Annotated in this window: 18 protein-coding genes; 8 read left to right on the top strand and 10 right to left on the bottom strand. The window is 46.2% G+C overall.

Annotation, left to right across the window (positions count from 1 at the left end; translation table 11 throughout):
- Nucleotides 1-109 precede the first annotated feature (109 nt).
- From SD450_RS04525 to SD450_RS04510, 4 genes are read left to right on the top strand one after another with little or no spacing between them, the layout of a single operon-like run.
- Complete coding sequence (locus SD450_RS04525) at nt 110-811, top strand: SIMPL domain-containing protein (protein WP_318343443.1); 702 nt, start codon at nt 110-112, stop codon at nt 809-811.
- A gap of 32 nt (nt 812-843) precedes the next feature.
- A complete protein-coding gene (locus tag SD450_RS04520; RefSeq protein ID WP_318343442.1) occupies nt 844-1,335 on the top strand; it encodes a DUF6265 family protein in 492 nt (163 codons plus the stop codon).
- 10 nt (nt 1,336-1,345) lie between these two features.
- Nucleotides 1,346-1,918, top strand: coding sequence for a pentapeptide repeat-containing protein (locus SD450_RS04515; RefSeq protein ID WP_318343441.1), 573 nt, complete (start codon nt 1,346-1,348; stop codon nt 1,916-1,918).
- Between the two features lie 9 nt (nt 1,919-1,927).
- A complete protein-coding gene (locus tag SD450_RS04510; RefSeq protein WP_318343440.1) occupies nt 1,928-2,281 on the top strand; it encodes a hypothetical protein in 354 nt (117 codons plus the stop codon).
- A gap of 6 nt (nt 2,282-2,287) precedes the next feature.
- Here the strand turns inward: SD450_RS04510 and SD450_RS04505 are convergent, their stop codons facing one another.
- Nucleotides 2,288-2,758, bottom strand: coding sequence for a CBS domain-containing protein (locus SD450_RS04505; RefSeq protein WP_318343439.1), 471 nt, complete (start codon nt 2,756-2,758; stop codon nt 2,288-2,290).
- Between the two features lie 122 nt (nt 2,759-2,880).
- On the opposite strand from SD450_RS04505, the gene SD450_RS04500 reads away from it, so the two are divergent.
- From SD450_RS04500 to SD450_RS04490, 3 genes are all read left to right on the top strand, one after another.
- Nucleotides 2,881-5,151, top strand: coding sequence for a M28 family peptidase (locus tag SD450_RS04500; protein ID WP_318343438.1), 2,271 nt, complete (start codon nt 2,881-2,883; stop codon nt 5,149-5,151).
- Complete coding sequence (locus tag SD450_RS04495) at nt 5,144-5,953, top strand: SDR family oxidoreductase (RefSeq protein WP_318343437.1); 810 nt, start codon at nt 5,144-5,146, stop codon at nt 5,951-5,953. Before SD450_RS04500 ends, SD450_RS04495 begins: the two co-directional genes overlap by 8 nt.
- A 78-nt stretch (nt 5,954-6,031) precedes the next feature.
- Nucleotides 6,032-6,730, top strand: coding sequence for a hypothetical protein (locus SD450_RS04490; RefSeq protein WP_318343436.1), 699 nt, complete (start codon nt 6,032-6,034; stop codon nt 6,728-6,730).
- A 4-nt stretch (nt 6,731-6,734) separates the two neighbouring features.
- On the opposite strand, the gene SD450_RS04485 is transcribed toward SD450_RS04490, so the two are convergent.
- Together SD450_RS04485 and SD450_RS04480 are read right to left on the bottom strand one after the other, a co-directional pair.
- Nucleotides 6,735-7,235 carry a nuclear transport factor 2 family protein gene (locus tag SD450_RS04485; RefSeq protein WP_318343435.1) on the bottom strand — a complete coding sequence of 167 codons (501 nt, stop codon included), beginning with the start codon at nt 7,233-7,235 and terminating at the stop codon, nt 6,735-6,737.
- The gene (locus tag SD450_RS04480; protein WP_318343434.1) at nt 7,225-7,722 is read right to left on the bottom strand and encodes a hypothetical protein; all 498 of its coding nucleotides are present in this window, start codon (nt 7,720-7,722) and stop codon (nt 7,225-7,227) included. The genes SD450_RS04485 and SD450_RS04480 overlap by 11 nt, the downstream gene beginning before the upstream one ends.
- A 64-nt stretch (nt 7,723-7,786) precedes the next feature.
- Here SD450_RS04480 and SD450_RS04475 point away from each other — a divergent pair, with 64 nt between their 5' ends.
- Complete coding sequence (locus SD450_RS04475; protein WP_318343433.1) at nt 7,787-8,728, top strand: NAD-dependent epimerase/dehydratase family protein; 942 nt, start codon at nt 7,787-7,789, stop codon at nt 8,726-8,728.
- 7 nt (nt 8,729-8,735) lie between these two features.
- On the opposite strand, the gene SD450_RS04470 is transcribed toward SD450_RS04475, so the two are convergent.
- From SD450_RS04470 to SD450_RS04440, 7 genes are all read right to left on the bottom strand, one after another.
- Nucleotides 8,736-9,116 carry a hypothetical protein gene (locus SD450_RS04470; protein WP_318343432.1) on the bottom strand — a complete coding sequence of 127 codons (381 nt, stop codon included), beginning with the start codon at nt 9,114-9,116 and terminating at the stop codon, nt 8,736-8,738.
- Nucleotides 9,117-9,282: 166 nt separating this feature from the next.
- On the bottom strand, nt 9,283-10,365 hold the full coding sequence (locus SD450_RS04465; protein WP_318343431.1) for a PAS domain-containing sensor histidine kinase: 1,083 nt from the start codon (nt 10,363-10,365) through the stop codon (nt 9,283-9,285).
- Between the two features lie 291 nt (nt 10,366-10,656).
- On the bottom strand, nt 10,657-10,953 hold the full coding sequence (locus SD450_RS04460; protein WP_318343430.1) for a winged helix-turn-helix domain-containing protein: 297 nt from the start codon (nt 10,951-10,953) through the stop codon (nt 10,657-10,659).
- Complete coding sequence (locus tag SD450_RS04455) at nt 10,953-11,564, bottom strand: hypothetical protein (RefSeq protein WP_318343429.1); 612 nt, start codon at nt 11,562-11,564, stop codon at nt 10,953-10,955. Before SD450_RS04455 ends, SD450_RS04460 begins: the two co-directional genes overlap by 1 nt.
- A 28-nt stretch (nt 11,565-11,592) precedes the next feature.
- On the bottom strand, nt 11,593-11,931 hold the full coding sequence (locus tag SD450_RS04450) for a potassium transporter KefB (RefSeq protein ID WP_318343428.1): 339 nt from the start codon (nt 11,929-11,931) through the stop codon (nt 11,593-11,595).
- Between the two features lie 274 nt (nt 11,932-12,205).
- Nucleotides 12,206-12,862 (bottom strand): response regulator transcription factor, encoded by a 657-nt coding sequence (locus SD450_RS04445; protein WP_318343427.1) that lies wholly within the window; start codon nt 12,860-12,862, stop codon nt 12,206-12,208.
- Between the two features lie 16 nt (nt 12,863-12,878).
- A complete protein-coding gene (locus SD450_RS04440) occupies nt 12,879-14,843 on the bottom strand; it encodes a tetratricopeptide repeat-containing sensor histidine kinase (protein ID WP_318343426.1) in 1,965 nt (654 codons plus the stop codon).
- Nucleotides 14,844-14,854: the final 11 nt, after the last annotated feature.

The raw sequence follows: 14,854 nt of genomic DNA, 5'->3' as shown, positions 1-14,854 counted from the left end.
TCAAGATAAATGAAGTGGCACTTTTATTTTCCCATCAATTTGGCATAAAAACGGCACAGGTTTTGCTCATTGGGGTGAAGTATATACCTTTAAACAAAAAATCTCTACTATGAAAAGAATAATCTTACCCTTGGCAGCCTTGTTGCTTTCGACTTCAATTTTTGCCCAATCCAAAAACTTTTTGGACACCCCTTATCTGGAAACTTCGGCCCAAGTGGACACCTTGGTGACGCCTGACAAGATCCACCTCAACATCACCATCCAGGAAAAGGATACCAAAGGAAAGGTCTCCGTTGAGGAGCAGGAGAACAAAATGGCGCAACGCCTAAAGGCCCTTGGGATAGATTTGGACGAGCAATTGGTGATCAAGGACATGAGCAGCAATTTCAAGAAATACTTTCTTCGCGAAAAAGAAGTATTGAAGAGCAAGGAATATTCCCTCGTGGTCTATTCGGGCAAGCAGGCCGGTGAGGTGATGGTCGCTTTGGAGCAGTTGGACATTGCCAATGCCTATGTGGAAAAAACGGAATATTCCAAAATGGACGAACTGGAGCTGGAACTGAAGACCAGGGCCATAAAAAAAGCCAAAAAGCGCGCCGATGCCCTGACCAAGCCACTTGGACAGAAGTTGGGTGCCGCTCTCCACATCATGGACAACTCGCAACCCTATTACCCCAGATACAACCAAGCCCCAATGATGGAAATGAAAGCCGTTTCCGCCGATATGGGTGGTGCCCAACCGTTGGACATCGATTTTGAAAAGATACGGGTAGAGACCCTAGTGAACGTGAAGTTTGCGCTCACCAATTGATATTCATTCACCAAACCCCAAAAACCTAACACATGAAACTGACATTGACCCTCTTTTTTTGCTGCGTTGCCCTAGCTTCGGCACAGCAGACCATGCAATTGCCCAAAGGGCAGGCGTCTCCCGCTGCTTCCTTACACGACGTAGCCTGGATTGAGGGGCATTGGCAAGGTGAGGCTTTTGGTGGAATAGCAGAAGAAATCTGGAGCCCCCCGCTCGGGGGCTCCATGATGTTCGTGTTCAAGCTGGCGAAGGACAACGCAATCTCTTTTTATGAGGTTGGCCACATCCAGAAATTGGACCACACCATCATCCTACAGTTGAAACACTTCGACGGCACCCTACGTGGTTGGGAGGAAAAGGACCAAACCGTGGACTTCAGGCTGGTCAAGATTGAAAAGAACAAAGTTTATTTTGAAGGTTTGACCATGGAAAAGATAGGTCCCGATCAAATGAACGTGACCGTGCTCATCGAAGAGGAAGACAGTGCGGAGGAAGTGCTGTTCGCTTACAAGAGGGTGAAATAGACCATTCGCCATGGAGAAGCCTTTTATTTTTGACCAACTGTTTGAAAAACAGGATTTCTCCACCGTTCCGTTGGCCAAGGGCGAATATGAAAACTGCACTTTTAGGGGATGCCGGTTCTCCGATGCCTTTTTGGACAACCAAAATTTCATGGAATGCACTTTTGAGGAGTGCGACCTTACCAATGCCAATATAAAACACACCATTTTCAAGGAAACTTTTTTTAAAGGGTGTAAATTGGTGGGGCTCCGCTTTGAGGATTGCAACGATTTTTTGATGTCGGTCCGGTTTGAAGGTTGCAACCTGATCCTGGCCTCTTTCAATGGACTTTCGTTGAAGGAAACCCCTTTTATCGATTGCACGTTGACCCAGACGGACTTTACCGGGGCAGACCTTTCCCGATCCACTTTTGCTGGCTGCACTATGGAAAACACGCTGTTCCACTCCACCAATCTGGAAGGGGCCGACCTTTCATCTGCCGTTGGTTTTGATATAGACCCATCCATCAACACATTGAAAAAGTGCAAGTTCAGTAAGGAAGGATTGATCGGTTTGCTAAAAAAGTATGATATTGTGGTCACCTAATCTTATCCCATGACCCAAAGAGAATGCTTGGAATGTGGCACAAAGCTCCTTGGACGCATAGACCAAAAGTACTGCTCGGACCACTGCCGCAATGCCTACAACAACCGCCTGAACCGGGACAGCAAGAACCTGCTGCGAAATATCAACAACAAACTCCGAAAGAACTACCGCATCTTGGGCAGTTTTCCCTTGAAGGAAGGAAAGGCCAAGACCACAAAAATGCGCTTGCTGGACAAGGGCTTCGACTTTGATCTTATCACCAACCTATATACCACTAAAAAGGGCAGCACCTACTATTTTGTGTACGACATGGGGTATTTGCCCCTGGACAACGATTATTACATGATCGTCAAAAGGGAATGACAGGGATCATTTCCAACTATGGGCGGTCAGTTTGAGGGCCGCCACCACAATGTCCTTTCGGCTGATCTGGCCCACAAGGATGTCATTTTTCATGACGGGCAACCTGCGCCTGTTGTGCCTGTCAAAAACACCGGCAGCGTCAAAAATGCTCATGTCGTGCGGAATGGTCTCCACATTTTTGGTCATGAAGCGTTCCACACTCTTGTCAAGGATGGGTTGGTTGAAATACCTACTTTCGGAAATCTGCTTCATACAGTCCGCTTCGGAGATGATTCCTACCAAAAAACCACTGTTGTCCACCACGGGCCCACCGGAGATATGGTATTTCGCAAAAGTCTCCATAACTTCCAAAATGGACTGGTCGGGAGAAAAGGTGATCAATTTTTTGGTCATGTAGTCCTCCACCAAAATTGGGGCATTGTACTTCTTCTTGGATTCCTCCTTCGATCGTACTCCTTGAAAACTTTTGATTGCCATGTGGTTAGAATTTGAAGTTGAACATTAAATATAGCTTTTTTTAGCGAATAACCTAATTTTTCACATCCAAATATGTGAACCTTTCATAATTTCATATTTTTATGCAGCAACATTACCAAACCATGAAATTCTCCCGGACCCTAGCCCTTCTTCTCCTTTTTCTAGCAGCCTATTGGAGCTTCAACTCGTTGATGCCCGACTACGAACCGGATGCGGATTCGGCACCCAGTTCCTTTTCCACCGATAGGGCGCTGTCCCACGTAAAAAGCCTGTCCATGGAGCCCCATGCGGTGGGATTTCCCGGGCATGCGCGCACGAGGGCCTATGTCATTTCGGAACTGAAAAAAATGGGACTGGAGACCACGACCCAAGAAGGTTACACCGCTGGCGACTGGGCCAACCTGAGCAAGGCCACCAACATTTTGGCCCGGATAGAGGGCTCTGGCAACGGCAAGGCACTTTTGTTGCTGTCCCATTATGACAGCAGTCCGCATTCCTCTTTGGGCGCCAGTGATGCCGGAAGTGGTGTCGCCACCATTTTGGAAGGGATCAGGGCATTTTTGACTGAGGGAAAGACACCAAAAAACGATATCATCATCCTCATCACCGATGCCGAGGAGTTGGGCCTCAATGGTGCGGACCTCTTTGTGAACAACCATCCATGGGCAAAAGACGTGGGGCTTGTCCTGAATTTTGAGGCACGTGGCAGTGGTGGCCCAAGTTATATGCTCATCGAGACCAATCGTGGCAACGGCAAATTGATCAAGGAATTCACCGAGGCCAATCCTGAATATCCCGTAGCAAACTCCTTGGTCTATAGCATTTACAAAATGTTGCCCAACGATACCGATCTTACGGTATTTCGGGAGGATGGTGACATTGAGGGATTCAATTTTGCCTTTATCGACGACCATTTTGATTACCACACGGCCTTGGACAGGGCCGATCGGTTGGACAAGAATACCTTGGCACACCAAGGCAGCTATTTGATGTCGCTTCTGCAGTATTTCAGCAATGCCGATCTGGGCAATCTCAAGAGTTTGAATGACAAGGTCTATTTCAACCTGCCCTTTTTTAAGTTTGTCTCCTATCCCTTTGAATGGATCTGGCCCATGTTCGTAATTGCCGTCGTGGCTTTTGTGGTCTTGCTCGTCCTTGGGTTCAAAAAGAAAAAATTAAATATCGGAGGAATCTTTAAAAGTTTTTTACCTCTGCTCATTACTTTGGCCGTCAATGGGGTCATTGGGTATTTCTGTTGGTCGGTGATCACCTGGTGGTATCCCGGTTTTAAGGACATGCTCCACGGGTTCACCTATAACGGCTACACCTATATTTTGGTGTATGTGGCCCTGTCACTCGCCATCTGCTTTTACACCTACCACAAATTCCGAAAAACGGGCACACCCAATCTTTTGGTCGCCCCCATTGTACTTTGGTTGATCATTTGTGGATTGGTGGCCGCTTATCTACAGGGCGCGAGTTTCTTCATTGTGCCCTTGTTCGGATTACTGGCCGCTTTTATGGTGACCCTCAACCAAGAGGAACCCAGCCCTTTCTTGTTGGTCTTCTTGGCCCTGCCAGCGGTCATCATCTATGCCCCGTTCATCAAAATGTTCCCTGTGGGCCTCGGATTGAAAATGATGGTGGCCTCTACCGTTCTCACCACGCTGGTGTTCTTCTTGGTACTGCCCTTTTTCGGACAATTGAAGAGTATGGGTCGCTTGGCCTATCTGTTCCTGCTCCTTTTCTTTGCCTTTGGGATCGCAAGCCACATTCAGTCCGATTTCAACGAAAAACGACCAAAACCCAGCAGCCTGCTCTATGTTTACAATGCCGAAAAGGATTCCTCAGTTTGGGCCACCTATGATCAAAAACTCATCGGATGGAACAGTCAGTTTCTGGGGGATACCAAAAGAAAACCGGAGGCGGAAACGCTTTTTAGCAAGTACAGGACCAAGCTCAGCTATATTGCCGATGCCCCCAAAAAGAACATCGCCCTGCCCTATATCGAGACCATTCGGGATACCATTATTGGCGAGGACAGGCTGGTGGAACTCTGCGTGACCCCAAAAAGGAACGTGAACCGCCTGGACATCTATACCAATCCCATACCGCTGAAATCGGCCAAGGCGAACCAAATTTCGCTTTCCTCCCATTTTCTGGAAAACCGCGGCAACCGATTGATCACCCATTATATCTCCAACAACGATTTTACTGAGTTGGAGTTGAGCTTCCCCAAAGATTCCATTTTGGAGCTTACCTTTTATGAGGCATCCAACGATCTTTTGGACCATGGGGAGTTCAGTATTCCCAAGCGGCCCAGCAACAGTATCCCAATGCCCTTTGTGCTGAACGATGCCATACTGACCATCAAAACCTTACGATTTGAGTAAAAAAATAGGGGTTTTGGGCTGTGGTTGGCTGGGATTGCCCTTGGCAAGACAATTGGTGAAAAACGCCCATCAGGTGTATGGCACCACGACCAGTCCGGACAAGCTGGAACCATTGCGGAAAGAAGGCATTGCGCCCTACCTTATCTCATTGTCTCCCGATGAGATTCATGGAGACCTCGAAGGGTTTCTGTCCCACATCGATATTTTGATTATCAATATACCACCCAGATTGCGGGGCAACCATACGGAAAGTTTTATTGAAAAGATGGAACTTCTTCTGGAGAAGATCAAAAAAAGCCCCGTCAACAAGATTCTTTTTATCAGCAGTACCTCGGTGTATGGCGATATTGAAGGGGAGGTGACGGAAGAAACCCATCCCAAACCCAGCACGGAGTCCGGCCGACAACTCTTGGCCAGCGAGGAACTTTTGAAAAATATGGGTTTTACACAGACCACCATCCTACGGTTTGGGGGACTCATAGGCCCCGATAGGCATCCTGTCACCATGCTGTCGGGCAGGGACAACCTTTCCAATGGGAACGACCCCATCAACCTGATCCACCAAGATGATTGTATCCGCATGATGGTCAGCATCATAGATGAAGAACTATGGGGCAAAACCTTTAATGGGGTATATCCACTGCATCCCGCCAAAAGGGAATATTATAGTTTGGAAGCGAAAAAAAGAGGGATTTCCCCACCTGCCTATCAGGATGAAACTTCAGAAAAAAAAGGGAAAACGGTGGTCAGTACGTATTTTGATCAAGGCCATCCCATTTTCAAAACCTCGATTGTGTCATAGTACTACTATTACTTATGGCATTCTTAACAGGATAGTACCGATTATTTTTTTAGTTTTGGCGCACTAAAGTGATAATGAATGAAAAAGACCGTATTGCTACTCTTCTTGCTCGTGGGTTTTGCAGGTTTCTCACAGACCAAGAACGAACTTTTGGAACATTACAGAGCCTATTACAAGGAAATGCGCATGCAGGGCGATGTGAATGGTGTCATTGGGGCACTGACCCATATGAACGTGCTTTCCCCATCGAAAGAAAGAAGGGATACGTTGGCGTTTGTCTATATGAACGATGGGCAGCACATTCAGGCCCTGAACACCATCGGAATCGAGAAAAATGCTGATGATTCCGAACTTGCCATCCAGATAAAAGCTGTTTCGCTGAAGGCGCTGAACCAACCCAAAAGGGCCTTGGAACATTTTGAGGCGTTGTTCAGCCGAAATCCGTCTCCCTATATTGCCTATGAATTGGCGGACCTTAAGATACAGACGGGGGACACCAATGGGGCCCTTACCAATATCGAATATGGCATAGCCAATGCCACGGATGAGATGCAATATGCTTTTTACGAAAGACAACAACCCTATGAAGTGCCGTTAAAGGCTGCCTTTTACCATCTGAAGGGCTTGGCGGACTTCAATGTGGACAAAAATAGTATCGATGCGGCCATCGTTTCGTTTGACGAGGCGTTGAAGATCGCACCGAATTTTAATTTGGCCAGTCTGAGCAAGCAGGCCCTGTTATCCCGAAAGGAGAAGACCGCTACAGAAGAGAACTAACCAGCTATTGGTTCTTTTTGAGTTCCAACAGCAGTTCGTCGTCCCGCTTTTCTTTGATCTGGACCAGTTCGTCCACATATTCATTGGGAACGGCTATGGAAAGTACATAATGGGCAATCTTCCATTGCCCATTTTCTTTTTTGAGCACCCCAGAACCACGACAGATTTTCATTTGGGTGTCCAATAATTCATCGAACCAGGCAAAATTCTTGCTTTCGTCCAGGTAGATGTTCCGCTGGACCGCAGTGAAGCTCCATGCCTTTCCCTTATCAAAATACGGTTTGGAGAACGTCCTGAAATCTGCATTTTGCCAATTTTCCATGGCATCCGTACCAATAAAGACGGCATCGTTGGTCATTTTTCCAAAATAGGCATCAAAATCGGCATTTGCAGCGGCGAGGTGCCAACTGTCCAAAACCTTCCCGATCTTTTCTTTTTCGGTCATCTGGGCGCTCAATGTCCCCATCATCAGCAGAAAGCAAGACCATAGCATCTTATTCTTCATCCAATATCAATTTTTTGTCCAGTTGACTGTTCACGATCACGTTCAATTGTTTGCGAATGGCGTTATAGGCGTCCAACATCTGAACGATGGGTTCCGTAGGGGGCTGGTTCTCAACAATGGCCGCCTTTGCTTTATAGAGATAGGTCCGCAGCACTCGTTGCCGGCTCTTCATCTGAAAATTATCAAAGAGTTCAGGGTATTGGCCAGCTTCCAGTTTCTTTTCCTTTTCGATAAGGTCGTCAATGGCAAGGGCAAGATCTTCCGTGTTGGTGGCCTTGTACAGCACATCCATACTGGTGTTCAGTGCCTTGAATTCCTCCCATGTTTCCACAATGGCAGTAGCCTCTGGGTTTATGCTGGCCTTCGGGGGCATTTTTTGGTACTGGAACACAAGTTCCTCCCCAGTGGTTTCCGAGGGAGCGGACTCTGTCTTTTTACAGCTCCAAACAACTGAAAAAACAATCAGGATGCTTAACAATTTTCGCATAGGCGAATGTACAAATTTTAATAAAGGGTATCTTTGCGGGGAATCGGAATTAACTTCATTTTTAATGCACAGACCCATTCTTATCATCGGCGCATGTGGCCAAATAGGCACGGAACTTACCATGGAACTCAGGGAAAAATATGGCAGCGAACGAGTGGTCGCCAGCGATATCAGGGAAGGTGGCGATACCTTGATGGGCTCGGGACCTTTTGAGCTTTTGGATGCCACCAACTACGCCGCCATTGAGGATGTGGTGATGCATTATGAGATCGATGAGGTCTATTTGATGGCGGCCATGCTGAGCGCCACTGCCGAAAAGTTTCCGATGCGGGCCTGGAACCTGAACATGAACTCGCTGTTCAATGTGCTGAACTTGGCCAAAGAAGGGAAGATCTCCAAGGTTTTTTGGCCGTCGAGCATTGCTGTGTTCGGACCGAACACGCCCAAAGAAGACACCCCGCAGAACACGACCATGGAACCCAGCACGGTGTATGGGATCAGCAAACAGTCGGGGGAGCGCTGGTGCGAATACTATTTTAAAAAATATGGGGTGGACGTGCGCAGTGTCCGTTATCCGGGACTGATCAGCTGGAAGACCATGCCCGGGGGCGGTACCACTGACTATGCGGTGGAAATTTACCACGAGGCACTCAAAAAAGGCACGTACGAATGCTTTTTGGACAAGGGCACCCAATTGCCCATGATGTACATGGACGATGCCATCAGGGCGACCATTGATTTAATGGAAAGTCCGTCCGAAAAGATCAAGGTACGGTCTTCCTACAATTTGGCAAGCATGAGTTTTGCCCCTGAAGAGGTGGCAGAAAGCATCCAAAAGCACATTCCGGACTTTACGATCAGCTATGCGCCCGATTTTAGGCAACAGATCGCGGATTCCTGGCCAAGCAGCATAAACGACTCAGCCGCAAAAAAAGATTGGGGTTGGATGCCCAGATTTGACTTGGACCTGACCACGCATGAGATGCTAAGCAATCTGAAGAAATAGGAGGCGGTTATTCCTCTTCGTCATCGTCCATATCCTCGGAATCCTCGACATCGTCACGGTCATTGTCGTCGCTGTCGTCGTCCGCATCGGAATCCGAAAAGTCATCGTCATCCCCTGGAAGTTTACCCAAGTCGTCCGTATCAAGTCCATCATCGTCATCATCATCGTCATAATTTGCCATGGTACGTTCGAGTTTCGAGCTTATCTTGACCAAATATTTAGTATCGTCCGTCGATACTTCAACGGCCTCCACCAACTCTCCCTTGAGGTTCCTAAAATTGATGACATCGTTGTCCCCGTATCCATCCGGATATTTTTCCACCAAAAGCTTGAGTACTTCCGGGGTCAACTTTTTATAATCGACAATAACACGTTTGAGGTTATCCATAGCAATAAGATTTGTTCAAATCGAGCTAAAATTAGAATAAAAGTAATTGCTCGGAAAAAAAATATGAAAAAAATTAATGGTTGTCAATATCTGATCTTCTAAGCTGCTTTCTTTTTTCAATATCGTATATGCTGGGGTTGATGCGGTTACCCTTTAAATTGAAAATCTAATCCCTGGTAACCAAAGGCATTTTAGGGTCGAACCTGATCGTAAACGTGGTCCCTTCGTTGACTTTGCTGTCCACTGTAATCGTCCCCCCAAGGCTGGTCACATGGCTGTGCACCAAATACAGGCCCACCCCTTTACTATCTTCATTTCCGTGGAATTTCTGGTCCAGGTTAAAGACAAGATGTCCCACTTTTTCCATATCAAAACCCAGCCCATTGTCCGAATAGGTCAATGTTGGCACACCATTTTCGAGACCGGTCCGTATGGAAATGACGGGAGGCACCTCTGGCCGCGCATATTTGATGGAGTTGGTGATCAGGTTGAGAAAGATGCTCTCCATATAGGATTCGATAAAATCAATGCTCTCCAAATCTGAAAAATCCACTGTAAAGCAGGCGTCCGCCTTCTGGAGCAGGGAGCCTATGGTATTTTGGACCTTGCGAAGGATAGTCCCAAAACTGACCTTTTCCAGTTCGTCCTGAAAAATGTGATTCTGCTTTGACGCATCCACCAATGAATTCAAAGATGTTTTCAGCCCTTCCGCTGAAAGCCTTATAAAGCTGAGTATTTCCTGTGTTTCCACATCCTCAATCTTGGAAAGGTCGATGAGATCGATAATGGAAATCAGGTTGTTCAAGGGCGACCTAAGGTCGTGTGAGGTGGTATAGTTCAGGCGTTTGAGTTTCTCGTTTGTCTCGGAAAGCTGGTTCAGACGGGAAATACGTTCGCTCTCGAGCTTTTTTTTATGTGTGACGTTCTTTGCTATGGCATAGATCAGTTGTTCCTTTTCCATGGGAATTGACGTCCAATGCAACCAGACCAGCTCCCCGTTCTTACACACATACCTGTTCTCAAAATTGACCAAGGGCACATTGTTCTTCAGTCTCTCCCTATGTTCTGCCGTGAGTTTCCTATCCTCTTCATAAATGAACTCTGAAATTTTTCTGGAGCCCAATTCCTCCTCGGAATATCCCAGGAGTTTCACAAAAGCAGGGTTGATTTTCACAAAATAGCCCTCATAATTGGCAATACAGAGACAATCCATCGATTGTTCAAAGAAGGGTTCCAATTGGAGTTGCATGGGTTTGGTTGTTTTATGGTCACAGTACATATTACCTCCTTGTAGCCACTGGGTCTGTTTTTTGGACCAACTATGTGAATGGCTTTTGGATTAAAACCCATAAAACTATATAGTTATTGGCAATTTTTGTGCGCAGTTTACATTTTTTTGAAGAAAATGGCCAGTTTTTGGATGCTTTGTCCCCATAATGGGGGACAATTGCCCCCTCGTTTATTAGAAGTTTGTTTTATGATGTGACGATGGTCTTTTGCCTACCGATGCTACTCGCACCAATCAAAATCAATGAAGGCGTTACAGTTTTTTCAGTAATTGTTCTATGGCGTGTAGATGCTTTTTAAAGGCCTCCCTGCCCAACTCAGTGGCATAGTAGGTAGTGTTGGGTTTTCGGTCCAGAAAATCCTTCTCATAGACCACGTATTTACTTTTTTCCAGTGATTTAAGGTGGCTGGCGAGATTGCCATCCGTTGTGCCCAAAAGTTCCTTCAGGGCCTTGAAGTCCAAACAATCGTTCACCACCAAGGCAGACATAATGCCCAACCGCGTTTTGTTTTCAAATGCTTTGTCCAAACTATCCAGGAACTCCTTCACTATCTATATTTCTTTTGGACAATTGCACCATACACGATTTGAAAAAAGCCGAAACCGACCGCCCACAAAAACAGTCCATACTCCATAAACTGAAAGGCAACAAGGCCAATACCGATCTGGATCAATCCCAGGTTCCTTATTTCCGGCAAGGTGTTCCTGCTCCCATTTACCAACGCCAGGCCATAAAACAGCAATGTCAGCGATGGTAAAAAGCCCAAAAATCCTCTGGACAACAGCATCAAACACAATATTCCACCCGCAACCAACGGAATGAGCAAGTTGACCAAAAGTTCCTTGCTCTGCGTGTTCCATGCCCTTTGATTACGTTTTTTGGTGTTTCTGACGGTAAAGAACATGGCACTCCCTATGGACAGGGCCAAAGTCCCCAAAGCGATCAGTAGCAAGTATCCTTTTTGGGCATTGGCAAGCTCCACCGCACTGGGCACTAAATAATCATTCCCCTTAAAAACCACCTCATAGGCCACATAGACTCCCACCAGTGCGGAAATCCCCGTGGATATCCCCGCAAGGCCACTTAAGGAGAGGAACCGGGTGGAACGGTCCATGATCTTCTTGATGTCACTGAGATCCTCTATATATTTTTCTTTCATCTATAATTGGATTGATGTGGGGAAGAGCTTAATTCCATAGGGTTCCGTTCAGGCCCAATACGGTGCCCAGCCATAAGGATATCAAAAATAAGATGGCGCTTGCAAAAAACAGGAATATTTTGGGCCAATCCCCTTTTACCCCCACGATGTCCTTCAGGTAAAAGGACAACATCCCAAAAGCGGTCACCAAAGGTGTGACGACCAACGGTTTCACTTTCCAATTGGCAGGCCAGGATGGGTCGGGATCATCTACCCCGAACACTAGTAAGGAAATGGCAACAAACCCTATCAAGGCGCCAAAGGCCATTCTTTTTAATACGTTCTTCGTATCGATTTCCGCTGAAAACAATCTGAATGAATTTGTCATAAAAACACAATTTAAAAGTACTTTGAATTACAAAGTAAACGAAAATATCTTTATATAATGCATTCTGAAAAAATAAAATGTTGATGCTGTGTATGATGGGAGCCATTATGGCCCGAGAAACAGATCCTGAAGAAAAATTGAATCAAGATCAAAATTCAACTTTGCGAAAAAGAAGAAAAAGTGGCCTCGGCGAGAATCGATTAATTTGTTTAAATCCACTTTTAATGGAGCTTCCACTTGTCGTTTTCAGAATGTTGAAGATTCAGGGCCTTACTTAAATAAGGCTTTGCCTCCTAGCTTTTTGTACCGCCTCCAATTTGTTGTGTACTTGGAGTTTTTTGTAGATGTTCTCGATATGTTTGCGCACAGTGCTGGGTGAAAGGAACAGATTGTTGGCAATGACGGTATAGCTTAGTCCCTCGGCCAATTGCTCCAGCACTTCCTGCTCCCGAGTGCTCAGTTCGACCACTTCTTCCTTTATGGACAAGGTTTCCTGCTTTTCGGGATAGCGCAACAACCGCAATGTTTTTACGGCTATGGAAGGACTCATGGCCGCGCCTCCCCCCATGGTCTCCTTGATGGCCCCGTACAGTTTGTCCGCATCCACTTCCTTGAGCAGATAGCCATCTGCCCCTGCCCGAATGGCATTGAAGATGTTTTCGTCATTATCAAAAACGGTGAGCATGAGCACCTTGATGTGCGGGTATTTCTGCTTGATGATGTTCACCGTCTCTATACCATCCAAAATCGGCATTTCAATGTCCATGAGCACCAGGTCCAGATTATGGCTCTTCTCCAGTTTTGCCAAAAGCTCGCTGCCATTGTACACCATGTATTTGATGTCCAGATCTTCATAATCGGCAAGTTTTTCATGGATGGCCCTTGCCAAAAATGTATTGTCATCAACTATGGCCAACTTGATTTTGCCCATCGCTTTGTTTTTGAATTTATACGTTCACCTTCAACTCCACCTTCGTGCCTTTTCCCGGCACACTGGTCTGTTTAAAATCGATGCCTATTTTTTCGGCGCGGTTGCGCATGATCTGGAGACCGTTCCCTGTTGATTCCTTTGTGGTATCGAACCCTTGGCCAAAATCCTCGATCATGATACCTACTTGATTCTCCTGCTCTGAAAAAGTCACAACAATTTCAGTACTGCCCGAATGCTTCACGGCATTGTTGACGGATTCTTGGATGATCCGGAACAAGTTCATCCCCACAAAGGCATTGAGCACCTTGTCGGAAGGGTCACCCCCGATGCGCACCTTGATCTTGTCGTCCATGGCCTCGTGGATGGTCGCGGCCAATTGCTGGGTCCGTTCCTTGATGTCCTCCAATCCTATCTCATCCTTGTTCATGGCCCAAATAGTGTCTCGAAGTTCGGAAATGGTCACCAAGGAAAACTGTTTCATTTGGGTGAGCTTTTCCATAAGGAAAACCTCGCCTTTATCGATGCCCCGTTTGGCCGAATCGGTGATGGAGGTCAAATAGGTAAGCTGCGAACCGATATTATCGTGCAGGTCACGGGCAATACGGATACGCTGTTCTTTCAGGTTCTCCTGTGCCTTGGCTTCGGCCATGGCCTTTTCCAGTGCTGTCTCCCTTGCCATGTTCCTTGCTTTTATTTTTTGCTCCCGGAAGACCACAAAACCTACGATCAACAGTATTGCCAAAAGACCACCGCTGCCCATCAGCATATTGTTGCGCTTTTTTATGGACAGTTCACTTTCGACCAGTTCGTTCTGTTGGCGAAGGATTTCGTTCTCTTTTTGTTCGGTCTCATACTTTTCCTTCAGATTGAGCACTTCCTTGGTCCTTTCCAAACCTTGCAGACTGTCGAGCACCTCCTTATGTATTTGTAGGTAACCATACGCATCCTTGTACTTTCCCATACTTTCACTTACGGATGACAGGGTCTTCGACAATTCCACCTGCGCCAAAACAAGTTCATGTTCCAATGCTTCGTCATAGGCTTCCAATGCCAAGTTTTCTGCTTCTTGGAACTTCCCTTGCATCAGGAGTGTTTTGGCTATGTCATTTTTAAGATGGACGGCCACATACCAATCGCCCTTTTCTTGCTGTATTTGCAGGGCCTGCGTAAAATATTCCTTCGCTTTGTCCAATTCGTTCAGCCCTTGATAACCATATCCCAAATTATAAAGTGGCGATGCTGATTCAAATGGCGCACCCAATGCATTAAAACTACGGTACGACTTATCGGAGTATTCTATGACTTTTTCGTAATCCTTAAAGTGCAGATAAACACTGGCCAGATTATTATAGGTCAATGCTACGTAATACTCTTGCCCCAATTGCTGGTAAAGTTCCAAGGCCTTCTGAAAATAGTCCCTTGAGAGTTCCCATTCATGGACAGCTTGGTATCTACTGCCCAAATTATTGAGGCTTCCGGCAATCCAGATGGAATCTTGGGAAGCCTCAAACTCTTTCAGTGCGTTTAATTGGTAGGCAACCGATTTGTCCACTTCGCCTGTTTTTTCGTAAGCATTGGACATATTGGTATAAAGTGCCCCTATGGCAAAATGGTCTTCTGAATTTTCAATGGCCGGCAAAGCGTCTTGATAATATTTTAGCGCTTGGCCAGAATTGCCTTTCCCGTTCTCAAGTATCCCGAACGATACCAACATCCTTGCCACGAGATAATCATTTTGCTGCCTTTCGGCTTCGGTATGGGCCAATTTGATATAATACCATGCACTGTCATAATCTATGGAACGAAACTTCATCCCTATGTCTTTCAATGCCATTACCTTGTCCTCGCCCGATTTTTGCTCTAGTTCAGCTTTTAAATCCCGTATTTGCTCTTCCAAGCTTTGGGCCGAAAGCGGTGCGCAACAGGTCAGCATCAATGCCAGTACAAGCGGTAGCGTATAAAAGTTTTTTATAGAGGACATTTTCTAAAAAT

The sequence above is a fragment of the Flagellimonas baculiformis genome (genome assembly GCF_033441575.1).
GTDB lineage: Bacteria > Bacteroidota > Bacteroidia > Flavobacteriales > Flavobacteriaceae > Flagellimonas > Flagellimonas baculiformis.
Note: the sequence above shows the minus strand (reverse complement) of the source record. Positions and strands in the feature narration are given on the sequence as shown.